Origin of the sequence: Micromonospora sp. SL1-18 (assembly GCF_047921505.1) — a bacterium.
Taxonomy (GTDB): domain Bacteria; phylum Actinomycetota; class Actinomycetes; order Mycobacteriales; family Micromonosporaceae; genus Micromonospora.
In genome coordinates this window covers 21,812-48,352 of record NZ_JBLROA010000021.1, presented here as the reverse complement: position 1 = coordinate 48,352, position 26,541 = coordinate 21,812, and the positions used below count along the sequence as shown (strand labels likewise).

General features: G+C 73.9%; 24 protein-coding genes and 1 pseudogene. 7 read left to right on the top strand and 18 right to left on the bottom strand.

All coding sequences use genetic code 11. The features are described from left to right. Window positions 1–37: 37 nt before the first annotated feature. Entirely contained in the window at window positions 38–574 is a 537-nt protein-coding gene (locus ACNAW0_RS12990; RefSeq protein WP_416288068.1) for a DUF4240 domain-containing protein, read from the bottom strand. A gap of 75 nt (window positions 575–649) precedes the next feature. Here ACNAW0_RS12990 and ACNAW0_RS12985 point away from each other — a divergent pair, with 75 nt between their 5' ends. Together ACNAW0_RS12985 and rpsT are read left to right on the top strand one after the other, a co-directional pair. Then, window positions 650–1,627, top strand: a complete 978-nt coding sequence (locus ACNAW0_RS12985; RefSeq protein WP_416288067.1) for an aminoglycoside phosphotransferase family protein — start codon at window positions 650–652, stop codon at window positions 1,625–1,627. Window positions 1,628–1,844: 217 nt separating this feature from the next. Further along, complete coding sequence (rpsT, locus tag ACNAW0_RS12980; protein ID WP_416288066.1) at window positions 1,845–2,111, top strand: 30S ribosomal protein S20; 267 nt, start codon at window positions 1,845–1,847, stop codon at window positions 2,109–2,111. Window positions 2,112–2,409: 298 nt separating this feature from the next. On the opposite strand, the gene ACNAW0_RS12975 is transcribed toward rpsT, so the two are convergent. The 8 genes and pseudogenes from ACNAW0_RS12975 to nadD form a co-directional block, all read right to left on the bottom strand. Next, on the bottom strand, window positions 2,410–2,880 hold the full coding sequence (locus ACNAW0_RS12975; protein ID WP_416288065.1) for a hypothetical protein: 471 nt from the start codon (window positions 2,878–2,880) through the stop codon (window positions 2,410–2,412). After that, complete coding sequence (gene holA / locus ACNAW0_RS12970) at window positions 2,877–3,857, bottom strand: DNA polymerase III subunit delta (protein WP_416288064.1); 981 nt, start codon at window positions 3,855–3,857, stop codon at window positions 2,877–2,879. The genes ACNAW0_RS12975 and holA overlap by 4 nt, the downstream gene beginning before the upstream one ends. A gap of 150 nt (window positions 3,858–4,007) precedes the next feature. Continuing rightward, window positions 4,008–6,391 (bottom strand): annotated as a pseudogene (locus ACNAW0_RS12965) (ComEC/Rec2 family competence protein). Beyond that, window positions 6,388–7,272, bottom strand: a complete 885-nt coding sequence (locus ACNAW0_RS12960) for a helix-hairpin-helix domain-containing protein (protein ID WP_416288063.1) — start codon at window positions 7,270–7,272, stop codon at window positions 6,388–6,390. The pseudogene ACNAW0_RS12965 and the gene ACNAW0_RS12960 overlap by 4 nt, the downstream one beginning before the upstream one ends. A gap of 177 nt (window positions 7,273–7,449) precedes the next feature. Beyond that, window positions 7,450–8,301 (bottom strand): DegV family protein, encoded by an 852-nt coding sequence (locus ACNAW0_RS12955; RefSeq protein ID WP_416288062.1) that lies wholly within the window; start codon window positions 8,299–8,301, stop codon window positions 7,450–7,452. Window positions 8,302–8,349: 48 nt separating this feature from the next. After that, entirely contained in the window at window positions 8,350–8,979 is a 630-nt protein-coding gene (locus ACNAW0_RS12950) for a histidine phosphatase family protein (RefSeq protein ID WP_416288061.1), read from the bottom strand. Next, window positions 8,976–9,380: a ribosome silencing factor gene (gene rsfS / locus ACNAW0_RS12945; protein WP_416288060.1), complete on the bottom strand. Its 405-nt coding sequence runs from the start codon at window positions 9,378–9,380 to the stop codon at window positions 8,976–8,978. The genes ACNAW0_RS12950 and rsfS overlap by 4 nt, the downstream gene beginning before the upstream one ends. A gap of 110 nt (window positions 9,381–9,490) precedes the next feature. After that, on the bottom strand, window positions 9,491–10,087 hold the full coding sequence (gene nadD, locus ACNAW0_RS12940) for a nicotinate-nucleotide adenylyltransferase (protein WP_416288059.1): 597 nt from the start codon (window positions 10,085–10,087) through the stop codon (window positions 9,491–9,493). A 152-nt stretch (window positions 10,088–10,239) separates the two neighbouring features. On the opposite strand from nadD, the gene ACNAW0_RS12935 reads away from it, so the two are divergent. Together ACNAW0_RS12935 and ACNAW0_RS12930 are read left to right on the top strand one after the other, a co-directional pair. Next, the gene (locus ACNAW0_RS12935) at window positions 10,240–10,887 is read left to right on the top strand and encodes a PadR family transcriptional regulator (RefSeq protein WP_416288058.1); all 648 of its coding nucleotides are present in this window, start codon (window positions 10,240–10,242) and stop codon (window positions 10,885–10,887) included. 215 nt (window positions 10,888–11,102) lie between these two features. Continuing rightward, a complete protein-coding gene (locus ACNAW0_RS12930) occupies window positions 11,103–12,299 on the top strand; it encodes an FAD-dependent oxidoreductase (protein WP_416288057.1) in 1,197 nt (398 codons plus the stop codon). 57 nt (window positions 12,300–12,356) lie between these two features. On the opposite strand, the gene pepN is transcribed toward ACNAW0_RS12930, so the two are convergent. After that, on the bottom strand, window positions 12,357–14,873 hold the full coding sequence (gene pepN, locus ACNAW0_RS12925) for an aminopeptidase N (protein ID WP_416288056.1): 2,517 nt from the start codon (window positions 14,871–14,873) through the stop codon (window positions 12,357–12,359). A gap of 66 nt (window positions 14,874–14,939) precedes the next feature. Between pepN and ACNAW0_RS12920 the strand changes: the two genes are divergently transcribed. After that, entirely contained in the window at window positions 14,940–15,158 is a 219-nt protein-coding gene (locus ACNAW0_RS12920; protein WP_416288055.1) for a DUF397 domain-containing protein, read from the top strand. A gap of 10 nt (window positions 15,159–15,168) precedes the next feature. On the opposite strand, the gene ACNAW0_RS12915 is transcribed toward ACNAW0_RS12920, so the two are convergent. Beyond that, window positions 15,169–15,507 carry a hypothetical protein gene (locus ACNAW0_RS12915; RefSeq protein WP_416288054.1) on the bottom strand — a complete coding sequence of 113 codons (339 nt, stop codon included), beginning with the start codon at window positions 15,505–15,507 and terminating at the stop codon, window positions 15,169–15,171. 303 nt (window positions 15,508–15,810) lie between these two features. On the opposite strand from ACNAW0_RS12915, the gene ACNAW0_RS12910 reads away from it, so the two are divergent. Beyond that, window positions 15,811–17,058: a cytochrome P450 gene (locus ACNAW0_RS12910; RefSeq protein WP_416288053.1), complete on the top strand. Its 1,248-nt coding sequence runs from the start codon at window positions 15,811–15,813 to the stop codon at window positions 17,056–17,058. A 9-nt stretch (window positions 17,059–17,067) separates the two neighbouring features. Here ACNAW0_RS12910 and ACNAW0_RS12905 read toward each other — a convergent pair whose 3' ends face one another. Continuing rightward, the gene (locus tag ACNAW0_RS12905) at window positions 17,068–18,249 is read right to left on the bottom strand and encodes a zinc-dependent alcohol dehydrogenase (protein ID WP_416288052.1); all 1,182 of its coding nucleotides are present in this window, start codon (window positions 18,247–18,249) and stop codon (window positions 17,068–17,070) included. Next, on the bottom strand, window positions 18,246–18,884 hold the full coding sequence (locus ACNAW0_RS12900) for a cyclase (RefSeq protein WP_416288051.1): 639 nt from the start codon (window positions 18,882–18,884) through the stop codon (window positions 18,246–18,248). The genes ACNAW0_RS12905 and ACNAW0_RS12900 overlap by 4 nt, the downstream gene beginning before the upstream one ends. Window positions 18,885–19,219: 335 nt before the next feature. On the opposite strand from ACNAW0_RS12900, the gene ACNAW0_RS12895 reads away from it, so the two are divergent. Further along, a complete protein-coding gene (locus tag ACNAW0_RS12895; protein ID WP_416288050.1) occupies window positions 19,220–19,690 on the top strand; it encodes a DUF4383 domain-containing protein in 471 nt (156 codons plus the stop codon). A 171-nt stretch (window positions 19,691–19,861) separates the two neighbouring features. Here the strand turns inward: ACNAW0_RS12895 and obgE are convergent, their stop codons facing one another. The 5 genes from obgE to ACNAW0_RS12870 form a co-directional block, all read right to left on the bottom strand. After that, entirely contained in the window at window positions 19,862–21,322 is a 1,461-nt protein-coding gene (obgE, locus tag ACNAW0_RS12890) for a GTPase ObgE (protein ID WP_416288049.1), read from the bottom strand. Between the two features lie 89 nt (window positions 21,323–21,411). Next, window positions 21,412–21,666: a 50S ribosomal protein L27 gene (gene rpmA, locus ACNAW0_RS12885; RefSeq protein WP_416288048.1), complete on the bottom strand. Its 255-nt coding sequence runs from the start codon at window positions 21,664–21,666 to the stop codon at window positions 21,412–21,414. Between the two features lie 11 nt (window positions 21,667–21,677). Beyond that, window positions 21,678–21,992: a 50S ribosomal protein L21 gene (gene rplU, locus ACNAW0_RS12880; RefSeq protein WP_357860241.1), complete on the bottom strand. Its 315-nt coding sequence runs from the start codon at window positions 21,990–21,992 to the stop codon at window positions 21,678–21,680. Between the two features lie 340 nt (window positions 21,993–22,332). Then, entirely contained in the window at window positions 22,333–25,443 is a 3,111-nt protein-coding gene (locus tag ACNAW0_RS12875) for an Rne/Rng family ribonuclease (RefSeq protein ID WP_416288047.1), read from the bottom strand. Window positions 25,444–25,574: 131 nt separating this feature from the next. Continuing rightward, window positions 25,575–26,294, bottom strand: coding sequence for a TIGR03936 family radical SAM-associated protein (locus ACNAW0_RS12870; protein ID WP_416288115.1), 720 nt, complete (start codon window positions 26,292–26,294; stop codon window positions 25,575–25,577). Between the last annotated feature and the right edge of the window lie 247 nt (window positions 26,295–26,541).

The window sequence follows — 26,541 nt, the reverse complement described above, 5'->3', positions numbered from 1 at the left end:
ATGCTCCCACGTCGCCCGGGAGGCCGATCCTCCCCCGTCACTCCTCCGGTGGCTCGGCGAAGAGGGCGGCGAGCCGGGGCAGGCGGCGGGTGGCCTCCTCCTCGTCGTCGAAGTCCCAGAACTCGTTCAGGTCGGGCACCGGCACCGGGTCGCGCTCCGCCGGCAGGTCGGCCGCGGTCGCCTTCCGGTACGCCTCCCACGGCACCGCCAGCATGTCCTCGCACTCGAACTCCTCGCCGCTGAGCGCGGCGGCCCGGACCTGCGGCAGTTCGGCGAGCGAGTCCGGGTCGGCGACGGCCCGAGCGAAGACCGCCCGGCCCTGGGTCATCAGCCAGCCCCGGAAGTACTCGAAGCCGTCGTCGGAAGCGCCCCCGTTGATCAGGTACGCCGCACCCCAGAGGTCGACCTGGTAGGAAGCGGCGAGCACCCGCTGCTGGTGGTGGGCGTACCCGACGATCTCCGCCGGGTCCCGCTCGGCGAGCAGGGCGACCGCGCCGGCGGCGACCGCTTCGGGCTCGCCCCCGGCGCCGGCGCGGGCCCGGTCGATCAGCTGCCAGAAGTCGTCGGTCCTCATGGCTGGCCAGTCTGGCAGAGCGGGCCGGCACCCGACCGCGCGCCGGGCGTGGCGCCGGTGCGGGAGCATGGGTCGGTGCGCCCGATCTCCCTGCCCCCGGTGCCGTACGACGCGACGGCGGTCCGCCCCGCCTGGGCGGAGCTGCCGGACGGGCTGCGGGAGGCGCTCGCGGCCCGGCTCGGCGGGCCGCCGGTGGCGGTCCGGTCGGCCGGTGCCGGCTTCACCCGGGGCTTCGCCGCGGTGTTGACCGGCCCCGACGGCCACCGGGTCTTCGTGAAGGCGGCGGCGCTGGACACGCAGCGGCACCTGGTCGACTGGTACTTTCGGGAAGCGGCGATCCTGGCCCGGCTCCCCGCCGGCCTGCCGGTCCCCCGGCCGCGCTGGGCGCTGACCGAGGCCGGCTGGTACGCGCTCGCCCTGGATGCGATCGACGGGCGGACGCCCCGGCTGCCGTGGGACGCGGCCGAGCTGGACGCCGCCCTCGCCGCGTACGCCGAGGTGGCCGCCGCGCTCGCCGACCCGCCGGCGGACCTGGTGGCGCTCGGGCTGCCCCGCCTCGCCGACCTGGCCCGCGACGACATTCTCTGGTGGGGCGAGGTGGCCGCCGGCCGCGAGCCGGCGCCCGACGTGCCGCCGTGGGTCCCGCTGGTCGAGCTGGTCGCGCTGGAGTCCCGGCTGCCCGGGTACGCCGAGCACGGCGGGCTGGCCCACTGCGACCTGCGGCTGGACAACCTGCTGATCGGCCCGACTGGCCAGGCATTCATCTGCGACTGGAACTGGCTCTGCCACGGGCCGGCCTGGTTCGACCTGGCCGGCCTGCTGATCACCGGATACGCCAGCGGCCTGGACGCGGATGTGGCCTTCGCCACCCACCCGGCGTCGGCCGGCGCCCCGGCCGACGCGCTGGACGTCACCCTCGCGGCGCTGTCCGGGTACCTCCTGACCAGCGCCGCCACCGGGCCGTCGACCGCCTCCCCGCACATCCGGGCGCACCAGCGGTGGAGCGGCGAGCAGGCGCTCGGCTGGCTGGCCGCCCGGCGGGGCTGGACGTGAGCCGTTTGGCGGGCATGAGCCGTTTGGCCGGCCGCCCGGCGGGGCCAGGCGTGAGCCGTTTGGCTTCGCCCCAGATTCAGCCGTCGTGGCCCGTCCCGGCCTGAGTCGTTTTGGCTCGTCCCGGCCGACCTGGTAGCCTGACTCTTCGCGCGACGGTGACGCATGCTCGTCGTGCGCGAAAGCAGACCAACCCGAGCTATCAAGACGAGGCTGTCGCGTGGCGAACATCAAGTCCCAGATCAAGCGCAACCGGCAGAACGAGAAGCGCCGGCTGCGTAACAAGTCGGTCAAGTCGTCGCTGAAGACCGCCATCCGGAAGTTCAACGAGGCTGCCGAGGCTGGCGACACCGAGCTGGCCACCACCCTGATGCGGGACGCCACCCGCAAGCTGGACAAGGCTGCCAGCAAGGGCGTCATCCACGCCAACCAGGCGGCCAACCGGAAGTCGGCGATCGCCCAGCGCGTCGCCTCGTTCTCGGCCTGACGAGAGCGCTCAGACCCGACCGGAAGCCCCGGGGGACAACCCCGGGGCTTCCGGCTGTCGGCGTTCCGGGGTCGCTGTTCGGCGTTCGGGGCCGCTGCCTGCGCCGGCCCCTTTTCCGGCCCGGCTCCTGGGACGGCAACCTCCGCGAGCGGTGTACCGCTGAGGCATCAAGATGCCTCAGCGGTATCTGACACTCAGGTCTCCCGCCAGGCGACACACTTCAAGCCGGCGCCGGGCGCGCGGCAGACCACCAAGGCGTACGCCGGCCGGGCGGCGATGGGCGCGACCAGCGGGTTCGTCAGCGAAACCGGCCCTCCCGCCGGTCCGGCCCGCGCTCGGCCTCCGGCACCACGACCGGATCGCCGGGGCGGGCCGCCCGCAACGCCGGGCCGCCGGTGGGGGCCGCGCCGGGCAGGGCGCGCGCGGTACCGGGCACCCGAGCCCGGCCGACCACCGGCTCGATCTGCCGGCGGAAGCGGTCCCGCTCCTGCTCCGGCACCTGGGCCGCGGTGCGGATCACCGCCTCGGCGACCAGGTCGTTGAGCTTCACCATCGCCGACACCACGGCTGGCAGGACCAGCACCGCCCACCAGCTGACCAGCTCGGCGAGGGCGAGCAGCGCGGCGAGCGCCACCGCCCCCTCGAAGAAGAGGAAGCAGAGCACCCCGCCCGGGTTGACGAACCGTAGCCCGAGCACCCGGGCGTAGAGCGGGCGATACCGCTCCTCGTCGGTCGGCACGGTCGCCCAGGACCGGGCTGGTCGGGTCACCGGGCCCCGCCCTGCCGGGCCGCTGCGACGGAGAACACCGCCCGTTCCAGCGCGTACGCCCGGTCGTCGGAGCCGCCCTTGACGGCCGCGTTGCACTCGGCGGCCGCCCGCATCGCCTCGACCAGGCCCTCCGGGGTCCAGCCCCGGCTCTGCCGCTGGGCCCGCTCGATCTTCCACGCCGGCATGCCCAGACTGCTGGCCAGCTGATACGGGCTGCCCCGCCCGGCGGACGCGACCCGGGCCACCGTACGCACGCCGTCGGCGAGCGCGTCGGCGATCGGCACCGGATCGACGCCGACGTGCAGCGCCCAACGCAGCGCCTCCAGGGCGGCGGGGACGTCGCCGACCATGGTCGCGTCGGCGACGGTGAAGCCGCTCACCTCCACCCGGCCCCGGTAGTAGCGGGCCACCGTGTCCGCCCCGATCCGCCCGTCGGTGTCGGCGACGAGCTGCGAGCAGGCGGCAGCCAGCTCCCGCAGGTCGGTGCCGACCGCGGCGATCAGCGCCTCGGCCGCGTCCTCGGTGCACTTCCCCCCGCTGCGGCGGATCTCGTCCCGCACGAAGGCGACCCGCTCCCGGTGCCCCTTGAGCTTCGCTGCCGGCACCACTGTCGCGCCCGCCGCGCGCAGCCCGTCCGCGAATGCCTTTCCCTTCGCGCCGCCGAGGTGCAGCACCACCAGCTGCACGTCGGGGTCCGGATTCCTTGCGTACGCCAGCAGCGCGGTGACCAGGTCCTTGCGGGCGTCCTGGCCGGATCGGAGCACGAGCAGCCGACGCCCACCGAACAGTGACGGGCTGAGCATCTCGGCGATCTCGCCCACCATCAGTGAACCCGCCTGGTAGTCGCGGACGTCCACGTCCGGGTCGACGCTGCGGACCCTGGCGACGGCTTCGCTGACCGCGCGCGTGGCGAGCAGGTCCTCGTCGCCGAGTACAAGCACAATAGGGGGCAGGCTGGCCGGGGTCACGTCGCCCATACTCGCACGGCCTTAGGCCGGATCGTGCCTGCTCATCGGTGACTGTGACGGCACAGCCCGCACTCCGCGCCAATCCAGACATTTGAGTCGATCCACCCGCTATCCCAACAAGCCGCCTCGATCGCTCCCGGCCCACCGCTCCGCTCGCGCTCACCGTTGCCGCCCCAGGGGGAGGCCACCGGTCACCACCGCCAGGCCGTGGCCGTCGCGTACCGCCGCGATGTCGCCGTCCGTGTCGGTCCGCAGCACCCGCGCGCCGGCCACGGTCAGTCGGTCGAGCAGGCCAGGATTGGGGTGCCCGTAGTCGTTGCCGGCACCCACCGACACCAGGGCGACGGCCGGCCGGACCGCCGCCAGGAACTCCGGATCCTGGTACGCGGACCCGTGGTGGGCGACCTTCAGCACGTCGGCCCGGACCGCGCCGGGCGACAGGCTCTCCAGCACTGCCCGCTGCTCCTCCGTCTCGGCGTCGCCGGGCAGCAGGATCCGCACTCCGGCCACCGTGGCCGCCAGCACCAGCGAGTTGTTGTTCGGATCCGACCGGCTGCCCCGCAACGCGTACGGCGGCCCGAGCACGGTCAACTCCACTCCCCCGGCCCGCCAGCCCCAGCCCACCGGCACGACACGCAACCTGGCGGCACCGGCCTGCGCGGTGGCGCGTACCTGGGACACGCCGAAGGGCGGCTCGGTCAACTCCGGGATCACCACGTCCGCCACCCGCCGCCCACGGAACACCCCGGCGATCCCGCCCACGTGGTCGGCATGGAAGTGGCTGACCACCAACAGCGGCACCTCGCGTATGCCGAGCCGGCGCAGGCAGGTGTCGACCCCAGCCGGCTCCGGGCCGGCGTCCACCACCACCGCCCGCCCGACGGCGACCGGCAGCACGATCGCGTCGCCCTGGCCCACCGCGCAGGCCACGATCACCCAGCCGGGTGGCGGCCAGCCAGGAGCCAGCAGCCGGACGGGGAGCGTACCGAGCACCACCGCCACCGCGCAGACCGCGACGAGCCGCCGGAGCAGTCGACGCCGGGTGGCGAACAGCAGCGCCACGCTGACGGCGGCCAGCAGCAACGCGCCGGTCACCCCGCCCGGCCAGGGCAGCGTCCCGGCGGGCAGCCGCGCCCCGTGCCGGGCGACGACCACCAGCCACCAGGCCGGCCAGCTCGCCAGCCAGGCGGCGAACTCCGCGCCCGCCGGCCAGAGCGGCGAAGCGACGGCGGCGATGACGCCCAGCACGGTGGCGGGCGCGACCGCCGGCGCCACCAGCAGGTTCGCCGGCACCGCCACCAGGCTCACCGTCGCCGAGAGACCGGCGATCACCGGACCGCAGGCGAGCTGGGCGGCGGCCGGCACCGCCAGCGCCTCGGCCAACCCCGCCGGTACGCCCCAGCGCCGCAGCGCGTCACGCCACCCGGGGGCGAGCAGCAGCAGCCCGGCCGTGGCGCAGACGGAAAGCGTGAACCCGGGATCCCCGGCCAGGTCCGGGTCGACCAGCACCAGCACGGTCACCGCGGCGGCGAGCGCGGGCAGCGCGGCCCGGGGTCGCCCCGCGGCGAGCGCGGCCAGCCCGATCGCGCCCATCGCCGCGGCACGGACCACGCTCGGGGACGGCCGGACCAGGATGACGAACCCGACCAGGGCGACTACGCAGAGGACGGCGGCGCCCACGGACCGGCCCGGGCCCAGCGGGCGAGCAGCAGCACCGCGCCGACCACAATGGCTACGTTCGAGCCGGACACCGCGTTCAGATGGGTCATGCCGGTGGTCCGGAAATCCTCCTCCACCGCCGGCGGCAGTCGGCTGGTGTCCCCCACCACCAGGCCGGGCAGCAGGCCGCCCTGCTCGTCGGGGAGCGGCTCGCAGGCGCGTTGCAGCCCGGCGCGTAGGACGCCGGCGGCCCGCTGCGGCCACGGGGGTGCGCCGTGCCGGGTGGGCGGCCCGTCCGCCGAGAGCACCGCCGCGGTCAGGTCCCCGCCACGCGGGGCCGACAACCGTCCCCGGGCGGTCGCCCGCTGCCCCGGCAGCAGCGCCCGCCAGTCCGGATCGGTCGCCAGCACCAGGCCGCGCACGGTCCCGTTCACCCGCTGACCGGCGGAGTCGGTGAGGCGTACCAGGTCGGCGCGCAGGAGCACGGTGCTCGGCCGGCCGGCGGCACCCCGGATCGGGCGCGGGTCGTCCCGGACCACCAGCTCGGCGGTGACCAGGGCCCGCTCGTCGACGAGCGCCCGCACCGGCGCCGCGTCGCGCACGGCGACCCGGGCGGCGGTGGCGGCCGCCCCGCAGACCACCCCGAGCAGCACGGCGACGGCGATCCAGCCGTACCGGCGGACGGGAGCGGCCGGCCGGCCCAACAGACCGCACAGGTGGAGGCCGAGCGCAGTGGCCAGGCCGGCGGCGACGGCGGCGAGCGTGGCCATCGCCGCCGCGCTCTGGTGCAGGCCGGCCAAGGCGGCGAGCCAGGCCGCCACGGCCAACCCGGCCAGCCGCAGATCGGGTGCCTCGCGGGGGTGGGTCTCCGTCGCGGCGTTCACACGGTCACCAGGTCCTTGAGCTCCTCGTACCGGGCGTTGCCGATGCCGTCGACCTTGCGTAGGTCGGAAACCGACCGGAACCCCCCGTGGCGCTCGCGGTGCTCGAGGATCCGCTGGGCGAGCACCGGGCCGACGCCGGGCAGCGCGTCGAGCTCGGCCAGGGTGGCCGTGTTCAGGTTGACCGGGCCGCCCGGCGCTCCGCCGCCGGCCGCCGGGTTCCCCGCCGGCTGACCGGGCTGGCCCGGTTGGCCGGCCGGGGCGGCCACGCCGACCAGGATCAGCTCACCGTCGGTGACCTTTCGGGCCGGGTTGAGCAGGGCCACGTCCACCCCGGGCAGCGCGCCGCCGGCCGCCTCGAGGGCGTCGCCAACCCGGGCACCGGCCGACAGCCGGACCAGCCCGGGACGGCGTACCTTGCCGGCGACGGCGACCACCACCTCGCCGCTCGCTCCGGACGGTGCGACCGGGGACCGCTGCGTCTCGTCGGGTGCGGCGACCGTCGCGACCGGCCGGACCGGCTCGGCCCGCGGCCGGGACCGCCAGGCCCAGATCCCGGCGACCAGCACCACGACGACGGCGACGACGACCAGCGCCCGAACCCCTCGTCGGCCGGGATCGAAGGCGCCCGGCCCGGGCAGCCGGGAGAGCCGGCCAGTGCGCGGCGACTCCTGCTCGGGCTCCTGTGCGAGGGCGGCACCGGCGAGCCCGGCCGCAGGCGGCGTCGGCGCGTCCGATTCCACCGGCGCGGAAGGCGGTCCCGCCTCGCGCCGCCGCGTTGCCGGGACCAGATCGAAGGTCGGCCAGTCCGGCTCTCGGCGGGCGTCCCGGTCGAACAGCCGGAACAGCCGCCGTCGCACCACGCTCTCCTCGTCGTCTGACACGGCGCGAGGCTAGGCCCGACCAGGGATGGCGCTCAGGTCCGGATGGTCGTCCTGTGGATGGAGAGCCTCCCTGTGGACGAGCGCCTGATCATGCAGTGGTGTGCTATCAGGCGAGGGCGGCGATGGAACCGGTCAACGCCCCCGGCCCCCTCCCGGTCACCAGGTACGACACAGCCGTCATCCCGCTCGGCGGTGGATCACCACGCAGGCGAGCCCCGGCCCGGCGTGCGCCGCCACCACCGCCCCGGCTTCGGTGACGTACGTGTCGTGCAGGCGGTCGCCGAGCCGCTCGGCCAGCGCCGTCACCAGCTGCTCGGCGCGCTCCGGTGCGGCGAGGTGATGCACGGCCAGGTCCACCTCGGCGTCGCCGGCCGCCTCGACGGCCAGGTCGACCAGGCGCGCCAGCCCCCGACCGGCGGTACGCACCTTGTCCCGCACCACGATGGCGCCGTCGGGCATGTGCAGGATCGGCTTCACCGACAGGGCGGTGCCGAGCAGCGCCTCGGCCGCGTTGATCCGGCCACCCCGGCGGAGGAACTCCAGGGTGTCCACGTAGAAGAAGATGGTGGTCCGGGCGATCGCGTCGACCGCCGCCTGGCGTACCCCGGAAAGGTCCGTGCCCCCGGCGGCGGCCGCGGCGGCGGCGAGCACCGGGAAGCCCAGGCCCATCCCGGTGGAGCGGCTGTCGACCACGGTGACCGGGTCGCCGACCTCGGCGGCGGCCAGCCGGGCCGCCTCCACCGTGCCGGAGAGTTTGGCCGACAGGTGCACCGAGACCACCCCGTCGGCGCCGCCGGCGAGCAGCTCGCGGTAGACCTGCGCGAACTGTTCCGGGGCGGGCCGGGAGGTGCTCGCCGCGACCCGCCGGCCGCGCAGTGCCCGGGTGGCGTCCTCGGGGAAGACCTCGACCCCTTCCAGCCCCTCCACGCCGTCGAGCACCACGGTGAGCGGGACGACGGTGAGCTGGTGCGCGCGCACCAGCTCAGGCGGGAGATAGGCGGTGGAGTCGGTGACAACCGCGACGGGCATGCCCGGCACGCTAGCCGATGTCGGCCCGGCGTGCCCGGGCCGGCGGACTCAGACCGCGTCGGTCAGCGCCGGCTGGGTGATGAGCCCGACGTTGTGCGCGCGCAGGTGCCAGCCCCGGACGTCGTTGTTGCGCAGCTCGCTCCAGTGGCAGTTGGCCAGCGAACCGACGCTGCGCATCACGGCGTGGTCCCAGCCGAGCAGGTGGCCGACGCCCTGCCGGGCGCCGGCGCCGTGCGTGGTCACCACGACGGTGCCGCCGACGGCCAGGTCGGCCGCGTCCTGGAACGCGGCGCCCAGCCGCTTGCCCAGGTCGTCGAGGGTCTCGATGCCGGCGCCTGGGTCGGGGTCGCCGGCGCGCCAGCGGGCGTACTCGTCCGGGAAGCGCTCGGCGACCTCGGTGAGGGCTAGGCCCTGCCACTGGCCGAAGTGGCGTTCCCGCAACCGGGCGTCGGTGCGTACCGGCAGCCCGGTCAGCGCGGCGAGGGCGGCGGCGGTGTCGGCGGCCCGGCGCAGGTCGCTGGCGACGATGGCGTCCGGTCGCAGCGCGGCCAGCACGGGCGCGGCGGCGTGGGCCTGCTCGCGACCGAGGTCGTTCAGCGGTACGTCGCTCTGCCCCTGGACCCGGTTGGCGGCGTTCCAGTCGGTGTTGCCGTGCCGCCAGATGATCAGGCGGGTCATTCCGCGCTGGCGGTGCCGGCGGTGGAGTCGGCCAGGTCGCGGTTCTCGAACGGGATCTGCGGGCAGTCCTTCCAGAGCCGGTCCAGGGCGTAGAACTCGCGCTCCTCGGTGTGCTGCACGTGCACCACGATGTCGACGTAGTCGAGCAGCACCCACCGGCCGCCCCGCTCGCCTTCGCGCCGGACGGGCTTGGCCTTCTCCGGCAGCTCCAGCAGGCGCTCCTCGATGGCGTCGACGATGGCGAGCACCTGGCGCTCGTTCGGAGCGGCGGCCAGCAGGAACGCGTCGGTGATGGCGAGCTGGTCGCCCACGTCGATGATGACGATGTCCTGCGCCTTCTTGTCGGCCGCGGCCTGGGCGGCGGCCATCGCCAGCTCGTGTGCGCGTTCGGAAACTGTCACCATTCTCCTTCGATCAACCGTGCGACCCTCCAAGCCTCTCACACCCGGCGGTGCGACGACCTGTCAGTTCTGGTCGATTATGCGGGCAAACGCTCACACTTCCGGCGTACTCACTGCTGGTACAGACGCCGCTTGGCGATGTACTGCACCACACCGTCCGGTACCAGGTACCAGATCGGCTCGCCCCGCGAGACCCGTGCCCGGCAGTCGGTCGAGGAGATCGCCATCGCCGGGACCTGCACCAGGCTGACCGTGTCCGCGGGAAGGTGCTTGTCGGACAGCTCGAAGCCGGGGCGGGTCACCCCGATGAAGTGGGCCAGCTCGAACATCCGGTCCACTTCCCTCCAGGACAGGATGCGTTCCAGGGCGTCCGCGCCGGTGATGAAGAAGAGCTGCACCTTCGGGCCGTACTCGGCGTGCAGGTCGCGCAGGGTGTCGACGGTGTAGGTGGGGCCGCCGCGGTCGATGTCGACCCGGCTCACCTGGAAACGCGGGTTGGAGGCGGTGGCGATCACCGTCATGAGGTAGCGGTCCTCGGCCGAGCTGACCGGCTCGTCCGCCTTCTGCCAGGGCTGGCCGGTGGGGACGAAGACGACCTCGTCCAGGCCGAACCGGTCCGCCACCTCGCTGGCCGCCACCAGGTGCCCGTGGTGGATCGGGTCGAAGGTGCCGCCCATGATCCCGACCCGCCGGATGTCTTCCTCCACCCAGCGATCGTAGGCCCGCCTCGCGTACCGGCGGCTTCGACCCTGATCGGCGTCCGCGCCGCGAGACGGGTTCCGGTACGGGCTTCCTCGATCGGCCGAGCGCGCATATACTCGTAGACGAGTACTCGGAAGCGAGTAAGGATGGCGGCAACATGGCGAAGCGGCGGAAGATCGACAACCTGCTGGCCCTGGCCGTGCTGTCCGTCCTCGTCCAGCGGCCGATGCACCCGTACGAGATCGCCACCACGCTCCGGGGTTGGGGCAAGGACCAGGACATGGGCATCAAGTGGGGGTCCTTCTACACGGTCGTCCGCAACATGGAACGGCACGGACTGATCGCGGCCGTGGAGAGCGTCCGCGAGGGCCGACGCCCCGAGCGCACCGTCTACCGCATCACCGACTCCGGTCGCGCCGAGCTGGTCGACTGGACCCGCGAGCTGGTCTCGACCCCGGTCGCCGAACAGTCCCGCTTCCGGGCCGGCCTGTCGGTGCTCGCCGCGCTGCACCCCGACGAGGCGACGGCCCTCCTGCGCCGGCGGCTGGAGCTGCTGGAGGAGGAGCTCCGGGCCGAACGCGCCACGCTCGCGGAGCACCTGCGCACCCTGCCGCGGCTGTTCCTGGTCGAGTCGGAGTACGACCTGGCCATCCGCGAGGCGGAGGTGGCCTGGATCCGCGCCCTGCTGGCCGAACTCACCTCGGGCAGCTACCCGGGCATGGACCAGTGGCGGGCCTTCCACGAAACCGGCGCGCTTCCGGCGGAGCCGGGCGGGCCCGGGGAGAGGAGCGACGCCGCACCCTGATGAGCGGCCCCGGCACGGTGCGCCAACACCAGGCCGGGGCCCTTAAGGGCCGGACGTCATGAGGCCTTACCCGAGCCTCATGACGCAGGCCCAACCTCGAACCGACACCCGGAGGCGCCCGGCCCGAAGCGGCAACCACGAGGATAGCCGGGCTCCCTCCAGGTCGGTTCGTCCGCACGACAACCGACGATCCCTGGGAGGGAACCGTGAGCAGAGTGAAGACAGCGATCGTGATCGGCGGCGGGGTCGCCGGCCCGGTGACCGCGTTGGCACTGCACCGGGCGGGCATCACCGCCACCGTGTACGAGGCGTACCCGAGCAACACCGACGGCATCGGCGGCACGCTCGCGCTCGCGCCCAACGGCGTCGCGGCGCTGCGCACCGTCGACGCGGACCAGGCGGTCACCGCGATCGCCACCCCGATCGCCCGGACGGTGATGGCGGTGGGCCGCCGGCGCATCGACCTGCCCGGCCTGGCTGGCGTGCCGCCGTTGCAGGTGGTGCACCGCAACGAGCTGCACCGCGTGCTGCACGACCGCGCCCGCGCGGCGGGGGTGGTGGTCGAGTACGGCAAGCGCCTGGTCGACGTACGGGAGACGGGCGACGGGGTCACCGCCCGGTTCGCCGACGGCAGCACCGCCACGGCCGACGTCCTGATCGGCGCCGACGGCATCCGGTCGACGGTGCGCACCCTGATCGACCCGGACGCCGCCGGACCGAAGTTCACCGGGCTGCTCGGCTTCGAGGCGGTGGCCCGGCACGAGGTCGAGGCGGAACCGGGCACCATGACCTTCGCCTTCGGCCGGGGTGGCTACTACCTCTACTGGCCGGAGCCGGGCGGCGGCACCCGGTGGGGCGTCAACCTGCCGCATGAGCGGCCGATGAGCCTCACCGAGGCGCAGGCGGTGCCGGCGGCCGACTGGCTGCGGACGCTGCGGGCCGCGTACGCCGACGACGACCCGGGTGCCGCCCTGCTGCGCACCAGCCGCGAGGACGAACTGCAGATGGTCGGCTCACTGCACATCATGCCGCCGGTCCGGCACTGGCACCGCCGGCGGATGGTGCTGGTCGGCGACGCGGCACACGCGCCGTCGAACAGCTCCGGCCAGGGCGCCTCGCTGGCCATCGAGAGCGCCGTGCAACTCGCTCGCTGCCTGCGCGACCTGCCCGGCGCCCCGTCCGCGTTCGCCACCTACGAGCACCTGCGGCGCGATCGGGTGGAAGGGATCGCCGCCCGGGCGGCGAAGGTCAATCGCACGAAGGCCCCGGGCCCGGTGGCCCGGGCGCTGATGCCGGTGCTGATGCCGCTGCTGATCCGGATCGCGATGAACCCGGAGAAGACGCTCGGCCCCGAGCAGCGGTACATCATCGATTGGGACGCCCCCGTGACGGCGGCCCCGGCCGCACGTTGAACCCGCACCGTGGGTGGCGCCGGGTGCGCCACCCACGGCCGATCACGAGACGGCAGGTCAGGCGCCGGCGACGGCCACCGCCGCCCGGCCGACGAGGGCGCGACGCAGGTCGTCGTCGCGGTCGGTCACCTCTCGCCTGAGGCCGGGCGCGAGGTCGTCGCGCGCCAGCAGCGCCGCGGCCAGCTCCCGGGTGCGTTGCGTCACGGCGTATCGAGGGAACGCCAACCAGGCGACGCGGTTGGCCGTCCAGGGGGTACGCAGTCGCGCCGCCGCCGGCATGTCGGCGAAGTACCGCTCGACGTAGCCGGCGGTCAGCTCGGCCTGCTCCGGTTGCCAGAAGCCCTCCGCGGTCGCCTCCACCAGACGGTTGGAGAGCGCGGTGTTGTGGATGACGATCTCCCACGCGGCCCGCTTGGCGTCGGCGTCGGGCAGCGCGGCCCGGCAGCGCGCGGCCCGCTCGGCGCCGGTGGCGCTGCGGTCGGCGGCCGCCTCGGCGGCGATCTCCGGCTCGCCGGCCGCGCCGAGCACCACCAGCCGGTGCAGCAGCGCCCACCGCAGCTCGGCGTCGACCGCGAGCCCCGCCGGGACGTCCTTGCCGGCCAGCCAACCGGCGAGCAGCCCGGTGTCGGTGGTGGCGCCGATCAGGCCCCGGGCCGCGGCGAGTTGCAGCGAGCCGCCGGCCGGCGCGTCGGCCAGCAGCGCGGCGCAGGCCCCGGCGATCCGGAGCAGGGCCGCGTCCCGCGCCAGCGGGTCCAGGTAGCGGTCGACCAGGTCGCGGCTGAGGGTGAGCACGTTCTCGGCGATGATCACCTCGGTCTCCGCCGGCAGGGCCGCCGCGACGAGCCCGACCAGCGCGGCCACCGGACGCTCGCCGTCGGTGGCGGCGTCCAGGGCCTCGCCCCAGAGCAGCGCCCGGGCCAGCGGATCGTCCAGCCCGGGAAGCAGCATCGGCACCGCGTCCGCGGAGGCCGGGTCGAGCCGGGTCTTGGCGAAGGTGAGGTCACCGGCGTTGGGCAGCAGCAGGCCGGTGGCGGGCTGCCCGATCAGCTCGGTCAACTCGGTGCGGCCCTGGTCGGCGTCCGGGTCGAGGTCGACCTCGAAACGCTGCACCGGGGCGTCGGCGGCGTACCGGGCCACGCCGATGCGGTGCGGGCGCAGCACCGGGTACGCCGCCGGCGCGGTCTGCACCACCGCCACCTCGGTCCACCGGCCGTCGGAGTCCACCGCGGTCTCCATCCGCAGCGTGTTGACCTGGCTGCGGCGCAGCCAGCGCTCGGCCCAGTCGGCCAGGTCCCGCCCGCTCGCGGTGCTCAGGCTGTCGAGGAGGTCGGCGAGGGTGGCGTTGCCGAACCGGTGCTTGGCGAAGTGCGCGTTCAGGCCGGCGAGGAAGGCGTCGTCGCCGGCCCAGGCGACGAGCTGGCGCAGCACGCTGGCGCCCTTGGCGTACGAGATGCCGTCGAAGTTGAGCAGCGCCTGTGCCGCGTCGGCCACAACCTCGGGGGCCACCGGGTGGGTGGAGGGGCGCTGGTCGGCCGCGTAACCCCAGGCCTTGCGGCGCATCGCGAACGTGGTCCACGCCTGGTCGAAGCGGGTGGCCTCGGCGGTGACCCGGGTGCCCAGGTACTCGGCGAAGGACTCGTTGAGCCACAGGTCGTCCCACCAGCGCATGGTCACCAGGTCGCCGAACCACATATGCGCCATCTCGTGGGCGATGGTGGTGGCCCGCAGCTCCCGCTGGGTGTCGGTGACGGCGGAGCGGAAGACGTAGTCGTCGCGCAGGGTGACCAGGCCCGGGTTCTCCATCGCGCCGGCGTTGAACTCGGGCACGAACGCCTGGTCGTACTTGCCGAACGGGTAGCGCTCGGCGAAGAGCTGGTGGAACCGGTCGAGGCACTGCCGGGTGACGGCAAAGATCTCCTCGGCGTCCGCGTCCAGGTGCTCGGCCAGCGAGCGCCGGCAGTAGACGCCGAGCGGGATGCCGTCGTGCTCGTCGTGCCGGACGTGCCAGGGGCCGGCGATCAACGTGAAGAAATAGGTGGCCAGGGGCGCGGTGGGGGCGAACTCCCAGCGCCCGGGCGCCGGCCTGTCGGCGAGCTGCCCGTTGGCCGCGACCGTCCACTGTGGCGGCGCGGTGACCGAGAGGGTCACCGGGGCCTTGAGGTCGGGCTGGTCGAACGCGGCGAAGATGCGCTGCACCTCGTCGAGGAAGGACATGGCGTAGAGGTATGTCGCACCGTCGGCCGGGTCGACGAAGCGGTGCAGGCCCTCGCCGGTGTTGGAATAGGCCATCTCGGCACTGACGGTCAACGTGTTCGCCTCGGCCAGGCCGGTCAGCGGCAGCCGGTTGTCGTCGAGGACGGCGGGGTCGAGGTCCCGGTCGTTGAGGCGTACCTCGACCAGCCGCACGGGTTTGACCTCGGCGAAGGTCTCGGCGCCGGGGGCCGCCCGGAACCGGATGGTGACGGTGGAGCGGAACCGCTCGCCGTCGCCGGTCAGGTCGAGGTCCACCTGATAGGACTCGACGACAATCAACGCGCCACGCGCGGTCGCCTCTACACGGGTCAGGCTCGGCATCCGCTTATCCTGCCCGATGGGGATCCGGACGGATGCCCCGGTGACACGTGCGATGGAGGAACAACGATGGGTCAGCACCCCAAGGGCGACTTCGACCTCTCTCGGGCGGTCTGGCAGCGGGCCGAGGGTGACACCTCCGAGAGCGCGGTCGAGGTGGCCTTCGTCGGCGACCTGATCGGGATGCGCAACTCGGCCGAGCCGGACGGGCCGGTGCTGGTCTTCACCCAGGCCGAGTGGGACGCGTTCGTCGCGGGCGCCCAGGACGGCGAGTTCGACCTGGACTGAGCCGCGGCGCTCAGTCACCGTCGCCCCAGCCGAGACCGCCCGGGCCGGGCGCGTAGTGGAAGCCGGGGTGGCCGGCCACGTCGGCGCAGCGTTCGCCGTCGGGCCCGACCGCCCCGCAGAAAAGCCGCTCGGCCCGGTGCCAGGCGTCGGCCGGGGAGAGGGCCGCCGCGCCGAGCGCCAGCTCCGGACGGAGCAGGCTCAGCGCCTCGGCGTACGCGACGGCCAGCTCCCGGGCGGCGGACACGTCAGCCGCCTCGAAGCCGAGGTGCACGGTGAAGAACCGGAGCGGCCGGGGCGCGGACCGCCGGGGCGGTGCGATCAGCCGATCCTCGCGGTCGCCGGGGCGCACGTTCGGCCCGGTCGCCGCCCGCCGCTGCCAGCCAGTGCGTCGCCCTGTTGTCGCGCATCCATTCCTCCCCGTCAGCCCGTGACGCCGCCGGCGCCGCGCCGGCGGATCCTCGACCCGGTCCACCGCCGGTCCCGGACTCAGCGAACCAACTTTTCCGCGCCCTGGGAGGGGCCAGCTCGGGTGCTCTCCGCTGGCCCCTCCGCCGGCCTTGCCGCAGGTGCTACGCCAACCCGAACGGGCGGGATTCACCACCCCCGACTCGGGTAGACGGCACCTGTCGCCGAACCGCGCCAGGAGCAGCAGATGACCAGCATCCCCACCGACCGCAGCCCGGACAGCACGCTGGCCTTGCTCAGGGAGGGGTACCGGTTCGTCGGCGACCGCTGCGACCGGTACGGCAGCGACATCTTCCAGACCCGGCTGATGCTGGAGCCGACCATCTTCCTGCGCGGTCGCCCGGCCGCGAAGCTGTTCTACGACACCGACCGGTTCGTCCGGCACGGCGCCTTGCCGACGCGCGGGCAGCGCACCCTCACCGGGGTCGGCGGGGTGCAGGGGCTCGACGGCGCGGCGCACCGGGCCCGCAAGGCGATGTTCATGTCGATCATGACGGCCACCGCGGTCCGCCACCTCGGGCAGCTCTTCGAGGACGAGTGGCGGGCCCGGATCCCGGCCTGGACGGAGGCCGGCCCGGTGGCGCTCTGCGAGGAGGCCGGCCGGATGCTGACCCGCGCGGTCTGTGCCTGGGCGGGGGTGCCGCTGGCCGACGGCGACGTGGCCCGCCGCACCGCCGACCTGCACGCGACGATCGAGGCCCCGGCTGCGGTCGGTCCCCGGCACTGGCGAGGGCTGCTCGGCCGCCGCCGGGCCGAACACTGGATCGGCGACCTGATCGAACGGGCCCGGACGGGCCGCCTGCCCGCGCCGGAGGGCAGCGCCCTGCGGGTGGTCGCCGACCACCGGGACGAGCAGGGGCGGCTGCTACCCCGCCGGATCGCGGCGGTGGAGCTGCTGAACGTCATCCGCCCGACGGTGGCGGTCGATCGCTTCGTGATGTTCGCGGCGCTGGCCCTGCACGACCATCCGCGGTGGCGCGACCGGGTCCGCGGCGACGACGCGGCCACCGAGAGCTTCGTGCAGGAGGTACGCCGCTACTACCCCTTCTTCCCGATGTCGGCGGCCCGGGTACGCCGCCCCTTCGAGTGGCAGGGACACCACTTCCCGCAGGGCCGCCGGGTGCTGCTCGGCCTGTACGCCACCAACCACCACCCGCAGCTGTGGCCGGAGCCGGAACGGTTCCGGCCGGAGCGGTTCACCGGCTGGCGGGGCGACCCGTTCAGCCTGATCCCGCAGGGCGGCGGCGACCACCTCACCGGCCACCGCTGCCCCGGCGAGTGGCTCACCATCGAGCTGATGAAGCGAGCGGTCACCAACCTCACCTGCGCGATGAGCTACCGCGTCCCGCCGCAGGATCTGGCGCTCGACCTGAGCCGGGTGCCCGCCCAGCCGGCCAGCGGGCTCGTCATCGACGGGATACGCCGAAGCGACTGATCCCGCCGGTCACCATCCCGGCTGCGGGTGCAGGATCGTACGCAGGCAGCCGTCCTCCTTCTTCTGGAAGATCTCGTAGCCGCGGACGCCGTCGGTGAGCGGCATCGGGTGGGTAGCCAGATAACCCGGGTCGATCTCGCCGATGGCGATCCGGTCCAGCAGCATCGGGATGTAGCGCTGGGCGTGCATCTGCCCCATCCGCAGCACCAGCGCCTTGTTCATGGCGGCGCCGAGCGGGAACTTGTCGACCAGGCCCGCGTACACCCCGATGATGCTCACCGTGCCGCCCTTGCGGCACGCCATGATCGCCTGCCGCACCGAGGTCGGCCGGTCGGTGGTGAGCCGGACCGTCTGCTTCGCCTTGTCGTACGCGTAGGCCGGCCCGACGTCGTGCGACTCCATGCCGACCGCCTCGATGCAGGCGTCCGGTCCGCGGCCGGCGGTCAGCTCGCGCAGCGCCTCCAGCACGTCGGTCTCCGCGTAGTCGACCGTCTCGACGCCGAGCCGGTCGGCGGCGACGGCTAGCCGCTCCGGCAGCCGGTCGATGACGATGACCCGTTCTGCACCGAGGATCTGGGCGGCCCGGGCGGCCATCTGTCCCACCGCGCCGGCGCCCCAGACGGCGACCACCTCGCCGCCCTTGAGCCCGCAGAAGTCGGCCGCCATCCAGCCGGTGGGCATGGCGTCGGAGGCGAAGACCACCGAGTCGTCCGGCACCCCGTCGGGGACGGTGAACGCCCCGACGTCGCCGAACGGCACCCGCATGTACTCGGCGTGGCTTCCGGCGTAGCCGCCGGCCGCGTGCGAGTAGCCGAGGATGCCGGCCGGCGAGTGCCCCCACAGCTTCTCGGTGAAGACCGGCTGCGGGTTGGAGTTGTCGCAGAGCGAGTACTGCTCGGTGCGGCAGTACCAGCAGGCGCCGCAGGCCACCACCGCGCCGACGACCACCCGGTCACCGACCTTGATCCGGCGTACGTCGCGGCCGGTCGCCACCACCTCGCCCATGAACTCGTGACCGAGGATGTCCCCTTCGCGCATCGCCGGCAGGTGCCCGTTGATCAGGTGCAGGTCGGAGCCGCAGACGCTGCTGGCCCGGACCTTGACGATGATGTCGCCCGCGGCGCGGACCGTCGGCTCCGGCACATCGCGTACGGCCAGCTGGCCGACGCCCTCCCAGCACAACGCCCTCACGGCCGGCCTCCCACGGTCAGCCGCTCGCGCACCTTGTCCATCGCCTGTTCCTGCTTCGGGCTGCGCCCCGAGGGGTCGTGGCGGGTGTTGAGCACCTGGCCGGTCTCGATCAGCGACTTGATCCGGCGCAGCGTGCCGCGCAGCGCCAGGTCCGGGTCGTGCCCGCCGGTCAGCCCGAGCGCCCGGCGTACCAGCCCGGACCGCCAACGCAGCTCGGCGCGGATCTCGGTGCCCCGGTCCTGCGGGGCGGGGACCAGCTCGATCCGGCCCCGCTGGGCCACCGGCCCGTCGGTGACCCGCCAGCTCAGCCGGCCTGGACCGTCGACGGTGAGTTCCGCGCGCCACTCGGTGCCGCCGCCGGCCGGGTCGCTGGCCACGCAGCGCCACCGGTTGTCGTCGAGCTGCTCCAGGGTCGCCCACTCGGCGAGCGCCCGGTCCAGCCGTTCCCGGTCGGTCCAGAAGCCGATCACCGCGTCCATCGGTCGGGCCACCGTGATCCCCCGGTGGACCACGTACCAGCCGCCCTCCCGCTCGGGCTGGTGCCGATGCCGGCGCCGGGCCACCGCCCGGCCGATCCCGAGCGCGGTCACCGTCGCGGCGCCGGCCAGCGCCCACCTCGTTCCGTTGCTGGTCATCACGTCTCCTCCACCCGGGGCGCCCGGACCTTGGACCGCCCCGCATCCGCAGCGCTACCCGGCAGGGAACGGCTGAAACGACATACCGGCCTAATTCAGTGAGAATACGGGCACCTCTGGAAGCCGTCCCGGCGTTCCGCCGCGAGCTCCACGCCACGGCCCATCGGACGCCGCCAGCCGGGGCCGCCGGGTCGCGCCCCGACCGGGAGAATCGCCGCGCCGGCCGCCCGGTCCCCGTGCCTGATTCCTCATTTCTCTGCGGGGGCGCCCCGCTCCGATCACAGAATGGAGGGTCTGCTGGCGCGGGTGACGGCTGATCCACGGAGGTGACAGCGATGGCACGTGACGTGCGCGGACGTGCGCGATCCCGGCCGGCGATCCAGATGGTCGCCCTCGCGGTGGCGGTCGTCTTCGTGCTGATCGGCGTGCTCGGCTTCCTCCCCGGCGCCACCACGCACTCCGGCGAGCTGGCGTTCGCCGGCCACCACTCCAAGGCGAAGCTGTTCACCCTGTTCCAGGTTTCGATCCTGCACAACCTGCTGCACCTGGTCTTCGGCCTGATCGGGCTGGGGCTGGCCAGCAGGGTGGGCGGCGCCCGGCTGTTCATGGCCGGCGGCGGTGCCTTCTACCTCGCGATCTGGCTGTGGGGCTTCGCCACCGGGCCGGAGGGCACGGCGAACATCTGGCCGTTCAACGACGCCGACAACTGGCTGCACCTCTTCCTCGGCTTCGGCATGCTCGCCCTGGGGCTGCTGCTGTCCCCCAAGGTTGGCACCGGCGGGCGGCTGGACAGCCCGCTCGAATGACCCTCACCTGCCGCCGTCATCCGCGTCGCTTGCGGCACACCGCCGCTCACCGCCGCGCACGCCGAGACCGGCGCCTGACCCGGCCGCGGCGCGCGGCCGGGGCGCCCGGCGTCAGGCTTCGACGTTTCGCGGAGGTGTCCGGCCAACATCCCGATCACGGACGGAAGGGGACTATTCCCAGTCCTCGTCGTCGTCCGCGGCCTGCGCCGCAGCCTCAATCTCGTCTGCGGGGCGCTGCCGGCGGGCCTTGCGGGCGGCCAGCCGCTCGGCGGCCGTGGCGCGGGTCAGCTTCTCCTCCAACCGGACGTCGGTGCCCCGGCTGCCCGGGATGAAGTCGACACCGGCGTAGAGGGTGGGCTGCCAGTCGAACTCGCGGTCGGCGATGCGGACCAGGTCGCCGGCCTGGGCACCGGCCTTGGCCAGCTTCTCCTCGACGCCCAGCCGGGCCAGCCGGTCGGCCAGGTAGCCCACCGCCTCGTCGTTGTCGAAGTTGGTCTGCCGGACCCAGCGCTCCGGGCGGGCGCCCCGGACGGTGTACGAGCCGTCCTCCTCCGCCTCGATGGTGAAGCCGACGTCGTCGACCGCCTTCGGGCGGATCACGATCCGGGTCGGTTCGGCCGGCGGCGCCGCGCTGCGGGCCTGCTCGACCAGCTCCGCCATCGCGTACGTCAGCTCCTTGAGCCCCTCACGGGTGGCCGTGGACACCTCGAAGACCCGCAGGCCGCGCGCCGCCAGGTCGGGCCGGACGATCTCGGCGAGGTCCCGCCCGTCCGGTACGTCGATCTTGTTGAGCGCGACCAGGCGCGGCCGGTCGGCGAGCCCGCCGTACTCGGTCAGCTCCGCCTCGATGGTGTCGATGTCGGCCAGCGGGTCCCGGCCCGGCTCCAGCGTGGCGGTGTCGATCACGTGCACCAGCACGGCGCAGCGCTCGACGTGGCGGAGGAACTCCAGCCCGAGCCCCCTGCCGGTCGCCGCACCCGGGATCAGCCCCGGTACGTCGGCCACGGTGAAGGTGTGGTTGTCCACCCGGACCACGCCCAGGTTCGGCACCAGGGTGGTGAACGGGTAGTCGGCGATCTTCGGTTTGGCGGCGGAGATGACCGAGATCAGCGACGACTTGCCGGCCGACGGGAAGCCGACCAGCCCGACGTCGGCGACGCTCTTCAGTTCCAGCACCACGTCCAGCCGGTCGCCGGGCTCACCCAGCTCGGCGAAGCCGGGGGCCTTGCGCCGGGCGTTGGCCAGCGAGGCGTTGCCCCGGCCGCCCCGACCGCCCCGGGCCGCCTCGAAGGTCGTGCCCGTGCCGATGAGGTCCGCCAGCACCTCGCCATCGAGGCTCTGCACCACGGTGCCGTTCGGTACCTTGATCACCAGGTCCCGGCCGTTGGCGCCGTCCCGGTTCGAGCCCGCGCCGCCCTTGCCGTTCTCGGCCTTCAGGTGCGGGCGGAAGTGGAAGTCGAGCAGCGTGGTCACCTGCGGGTCGACCACCAGCGAGACGCTGCCGCCGTGCCCGCCGTTGCCGCCGTCCGGACCACCGAAGGGCTTGAACTTCTCCCGGTGGATCGAGGCACAGCCGTGCCCGCCGTCGCCGGCCTGCATGTGCAGAACGACCCGGTCAACGAACGTCGTCACGCGGACAATCCTTCCAGCGGGGTACGCCCCGCACGTGAAAAAGCGAAGCGGGCCGGGACCCGAGGTCCACGGCCCGCAACGCCTGCGAACTACTGCTGCGGCACGATGCTGACGGTCTTGCGACCGCGCCTGGTGCCGAACTGGACCGCACCGGCGGCCAACGCGAAGAGCGTGTCGTCACCGCCGCGGCCAACCAGGTCACCGGGGTGGAACTTGGTGCCACGCTGGCGGAGGATGATCTCGCCGGCGTTGACGACCTGACCACCGAAGCGCTTCACGCCGAGCCGCTGGGCCGCGGAGTCGCGACCGTTACGCGAGCTGGACGCACCCTTTTTGTGAGCCATTGGAGGACGACCTACTTCCCGCTGGAGATGCCGGTCACCTTGACCTGGGTCAGCGGCTGGCGGTGACCCTGGCGCTTGTGGTAGCCGGTCTTGTTCTTGAACTTGTGGATCCGGATCTTCGGGCCCTTGGTGTGCGCGGCGATCTCGCCCGACACCGAGACCTGGGCAAGCTTCGCCACGTCGGTCACCAGGTCGTCACCGTCGACGAGGAGCACCGCGGTGAGCTTCACCGCATCGCCGGGGGCACCGGCGAGCTTCTCGACCTCGATCACGTCGCCCTCGGCGACCTTGTACTGCTTGCCGCCGGTCTTGACGATCGCGTACATCGGAGGCGGACTCCCTGTCGTTGAGGCTGCTGGCGGTCGTTCCCACGTCGACTCGCCGGGTAGCCGTGACACCGGCGGCGCGGGCACGCGGGAACTCGGCACACCAAAGTGCGCCGCAGGTTAGCGTACGCCATACCAGGCCCGCGCCCCAAACCGGGCCGCCGGTCAGGCCCGGACAGAGTGCGCCGAGGCACCACCGGGACCGGGGTGAGGCGGTGGGCCGGTGCGGTGAAGCCCACCGCGCAGAGGGTCGCGGTCGGGGCCGGCGGAACGGCAGGGCCCCTCCCGCCGGCTCTGTCGCCGGGGAAGGGGCCCTGTCGAACGCGTACTGGTCAACGGCTCACGGCCGGGTACGCCGCCGAGCGCCGCGCCGGGAACGCCGGCGGCCGAAGCCGCCCTCCTCCTCGGCCTCGCCGTCGCCGATCGCGTCCGGGTCGTCCGCCGCGGCCAGCCGGGCCGAGTCGCCCTCCTGGCTGTCGGCGACCGCCGGGGCGGCCGGCGTCTCGGTCTCGTACCGGGACAGGTCGTAGCCCATCGTGTCGTGGTAGTCGGCGTCCGCCTGGGCGTCGGTCACCTCGGCGACGGTCTTCTCCGACGTGGCCTTGCGGCCCCGGCGCCGGGCCCCGCCGCGCTCCTCAGCGGCCGGGGTGGTGACGGCCGAGGCGACCGCCTTGACCTTCTCCCCCGCGTTGCCGCCTCGCGGCTTCTCCGGCACCGGCTCGGTGTGGATGATGACACCCCGGCCCTTGCAGCACTCGCAGGTCTCGCTGAACGCCTCCAGCAGGCCCGCGCCGATCCGCTTGCGGGTCATCTGCACCAGACCCAGCGAGGTGATCTCGGTGACCTGGTGCTTGGTGCGGTCCCGGCCCAGGCACTCGGTGAGCCGGCGCAGCACCAACTCCCGGTTCGACTCCAGCACCATGTCGATGAAGTCGATCACGACGATGCCGCCGAGATCGCGCAGCCGGAGCTGGCGCACGATCTCCTCGGCCGCCTCCAGATTGTTGCGGGTGACCGTCTCCTCCAGGTTGCCCCCGGAGCCGGTGTACTTGCCGGTGTTGACGTCGATGACGGTCATCGCCTCGGTCCGGTCGATCACCAGCGAGCCGCCGGAGGGAAGGAAGACCTTGCGGTCCAGCCCCTTGAGGATCTGCTCGTCGATCCGGTACTCGGCGAAGACGTCGGTGGTGCCGACGTGCCGACGCAGCCGGGCGACCAGGTCCGGCGAGACGTGCGACAGGTACGACTCGACCACGTCGTACGCCTGCTCGCCCTCGATCACCAGCTCGCGGAAATCCTCGTTGAACAGGTCCCGGACCACCCGGATGACCAGGTCCGGCTCCTCGTAGAGCAGCACCGGGGCGCCACCCTCGGCCGCCTTGGCCTGGATGTCCTCCCACTGCGCCTGGAGCCGCTTGACGTCCCGGGCCAGTTCGTCCTCGCTGGCGCCCTCGGCGGCGGTCCGGACGATCACCCCGGCACCGTCCGGCACCAGCTTCTTGAGGATGTCCCGCAGCCGCTTGCGCTCGGTGTCCGGCAGCTTGCGGCTGATGCCGGAGGCGTTGCCGTTCGGCACGTAGACCAGGTGCCGACCGGAGAGCGCGATGTGGCTGGTCAGCCGCGCGCCCTTGTGCCCGATCGGGTCCTTGGTGACCTGTACGAGCACCGAGTCGCCGGACTTGAGTGCATGCTCGATCGAGCGGGCTCGGCCCTCCAGGCCGGTGGTGTCCCAGTTGACCTCGCCGGCGTACAGCACGGCGTTGCGACCGCGCCCGATGTCGACGAAGGCCGCCTCCATGCTGGGCAGGACGTTCTGCACCTTGCCCAGGTAGACGTTGCCGGCCATGGTGCTGGACGAGTTGCGGGTGACGTAGTGCTCGACCAGCACGCCGTCCTCGAGCACCGCGATCTGGGTCCGGTCGCCGCGCTGGCGGACGGTCATCACCCGGTCGACCGCCTCCCGGCGGGCCAGGAACTCCGACTCGCTCAGGATCGGCGGCCGGGTACGCCGCTGCTCCCGGCCGTCCCGGCGGCGTTGCCGCTTGGCCTCCAGCCGGGTCGAACCGGAGACGCCCTGCACCTCGTCGACGGGCCGGCGAGGCTCGCGGATCTTGACGACCGTGGGCACGCCGTCCTCGGCCGGGGCCTCGACGTCACCCGCGCCCCGACGGCGCCGGCGACGCCGGCGGCGGGTCATCCCGTCTCCCTCGGCCTCCTCCTCGACCTCTTCGGCCTCGGCCTCGGCGCTCTCGGTCTGGATGGCCTCCTCGGCCTCGTCCTCCTCGACGTCCTCCACGCCGCCCTTGCCCCGGCCCCGGCCGCGGCGGCCACGCCTGCGACGGCGGCGGCCCGAGACCTCCTCCTCTTCCTCCTCCGCCTCGGCGGCCTCCTCGAGCTCGACGGTCGGCTCCACCTCAGCCTCGGCCTCGGCCTCGGGCTCGGCCTCGGGCTCGGCCTCGGGCTCGACCGGCTCCGCCTCGCGGCGGCCACGCCGGCGGCGCCGGCCGGTCTCCACCGGTTCCTCGGCCGGCTCCTCGACGTCCGGGCCGGTGACCCGGCCGATCGGCATCTCCTCGGGCTGCGGCGCCATGAACAGGACGGTCGGCGCGGTGAGCCCGGCCCGCCGGCGACGGGTGGGCCGCTCCGGCGCCTCGGCCGGCTGCCCGGCGCCCTCGGGGACGGCGGCACCCGGCGCGACCTCGCCGGTCCGGTCCTCCGGCCCACCGGCCCGGGCCAGGGTGGCCTCGCCGGCCGGCGGCACCTCCGCCACGCCCTCGACGGCCGGCGTGGGCCCACCGGGCAGCTCCCGGGCCGGCGTCGGCCCGGCTCCGGTCTCCGCACCCTCGGCTTCGGCGCCCTCGGCCTCCCCGGCCTCCTCCTCGCCGGCCTCCTCGACCGGCACGGCGACGGCCGACGGCTCGGCACGCTCACCGGTTTCGCCACCGGTGTCCGCCTGCGGCTCCGCCTCCGCCGGCGGCTCGGCCCCCGCTCCGGCGGCGGCCTCGGCCGGTGCCTCGGTCGCGGACTCCTCGATGGGCGCCTCGGCCGGCGGCGGGGCGGCCTTCCGGCGGCGGGTACGGGTGACCTTGACCGGCGGGACGACCTCCTCGGAGGCCGCTTCCACACCGGTGGCGACCACCGGCTCCTCGACCGCCTTCGCGGCGGTCGCCTTGCGCCGCCGCCGGGTGGTCTTCGGCGCGGCTTCCAACTCACCGGCGACCGGCGCGACAACCTCGCCCTGCGGCGCCTCGCCACTGGTGGTGCCGGCGTCGGTGGACGCCGCGACCGGCGCGTCGGTCTGCTCCGGCTGGTTGAGCGGGGCGGCCTTGCGGCGGCTGGTCCGCTTGCGGGCCGGCGGCTTGGTCTCGGGAGTGCTCTGGGTGCTGCTGGCGGATGCCTCGGCCGGTTCTGAACCGGTCCGTTCGCCGCCCTCGGGCTCGTTCTCGAGCATGGACGTTCTCCAGTTCTGGCTGCCCCGGGCGCGGGTGAGCGCTGCCACGCAGGGTCGCCGCAAAAGGTGTTTCCGCCGGGCGCGCAGGTGCGCGACCGCCGAAGTCTGCCTGCCAGAGCGTTGACCGTCGGTCAGCGCCCTCCGATGGCTGCCCCGTCGCGATCCGCATCCAACGGATCGACGATCTCGCCCTGCGCGGTCAACGTGCCCTGCTCCAGCCGGATCACCTTCGGAGCGACCGGCGGCTCCAGGTCGGCCACCACGCGGAGGCCGGAAAGGACGTCATCGGGCCGTACGGACGGGGTGACCTGCCGTACAACCACCTCGAGTATCGCACACGGTACGGCTGTCGCCCCGGAAGGCGTCTCCGACGGGGACAGCAGATCGATGCTGATGACGGCAGCGCGCGCGTCGAAGGTACGCCGGCCCTGCTTGGTCATCCGCTCGACCTGGATCTCCTCGGCGGCGGTGAAGGCGTCCACCGCCCGCCGCAGCACGTCCGGGTCGACCTCCGGCAGCTCGATCCGCCAGCGCGACGCCTCGATCCGATCGGCCAGGCTGCCCCCGGCGGCCTCCACCGCGTCGAGCACGTCGAGTCCGGGCGAGAGCGCCGTGTCCAGGGCCATCCGCAGCTGTTCCGGGTCGACCGGCTCGCGCAGGCCGACCTCCAGGTACTCGGCCTCACTCGCGACGCCGGTCGGTGCGGCGGAGGCGTACGAGATCTTCGGGTGCGGGTTGAAGCCCTGGGAGAAGGCGATCGGTACGCCGGCCCGGCGCAGCGCGCGCTCGAAGGCCCGGGCGAAGTCCCGGTGCGAGGTGAACCGCAACGGTCCACGCTTGGCGTACCGGATCCGAACCCGCTGGACGACCGGCGCCTGGCCGCCCTCGGGTTGAGGCTTTCTGGCGATCGTGAGCTCCTCGGGTTTACCTGCGTGTCCGTCCCATCCTGGCGCAGCGCCCGCGACGGCCGGCAGCCGGGGCGGTCGAGAAGCCCGGAAATTCGCCCCGAACCGGTCAACCGGCCCCTTTGCCCCCGGCCTCGGGCGGCGCCGGCGGCCGGTCGGGTGAGGCGCAGGTCACCCGGCCGGCCACGACGAA

What these genes read in the sequence shown, in the direction of transcription:
- ACNAW0_RS12900 (WP_416288051.1), bottom strand. Translation starts at nt 18,884, where the DNA reads ATGACCAGCAACGGAACGAGGTGGGCGCTGGCCGGCGCCGCGACGGTG.
- holA (WP_416288064.1), bottom strand. Translation starts at nt 3,857, where the DNA reads ATGGGCGACGTGACCCCGGCCAGCCTGCCCCCTATTGTGCTTGTACTC.
- rpmA (WP_416288048.1), bottom strand. Translation starts at nt 21,666, where the DNA reads ATGGCTCACAAAAAGGGTGCGTCCAGCTCGCGTAACGGTCGCGACTCC.
- rplU (WP_357860241.1), bottom strand. Translation starts at nt 21,992, where the DNA reads ATGTACGCGATCGTCAAGACCGGCGGCAAGCAGTACAAGGTCGCCGAG.
- ACNAW0_RS12875 (WP_416288047.1), bottom strand. Translation starts at nt 25,443, where the DNA reads ATGCTCGAGAACGAGCCCGAGGGCGGCGAACGGACCGGTTCAGAACCG.
- ACNAW0_RS12935 (WP_416288058.1), top strand. Translation starts at nt 10,240, where the DNA reads ATGGCGAAGCGGCGGAAGATCGACAACCTGCTGGCCCTGGCCGTGCTG.
- ACNAW0_RS12910 (WP_416288053.1), top strand. Translation starts at nt 15,811, where the DNA reads ATGACCAGCATCCCCACCGACCGCAGCCCGGACAGCACGCTGGCCTTG.
- ACNAW0_RS12895 (WP_416288050.1), top strand. Translation starts at nt 19,220, where the DNA reads ATGGCACGTGACGTGCGCGGACGTGCGCGATCCCGGCCGGCGATCCAG.
- ACNAW0_RS12990 (WP_416288068.1), bottom strand. Translation starts at nt 574, where the DNA reads ATGAGGACCGACGACTTCTGGCAGCTGATCGACCGGGCCCGCGCCGGC.
- pepN (WP_416288056.1), bottom strand. Translation starts at nt 14,873, where the DNA reads ATGCCGAGCCTGACCCGTGTAGAGGCGACCGCGCGTGGCGCGTTGATT.
- ACNAW0_RS12920 (WP_416288055.1), top strand. Translation starts at nt 14,940, where the DNA reads ATGGGTCAGCACCCCAAGGGCGACTTCGACCTCTCTCGGGCGGTCTGG.
- ACNAW0_RS12955 (WP_416288062.1), bottom strand. Translation starts at nt 8,301, where the DNA reads ATGCCCGTCGCGGTTGTCACCGACTCCACCGCCTATCTCCCGCCTGAG.
- ACNAW0_RS12950 (WP_416288061.1), bottom strand. Translation starts at nt 8,979, where the DNA reads ATGACCCGCCTGATCATCTGGCGGCACGGCAACACCGACTGGAACGCC.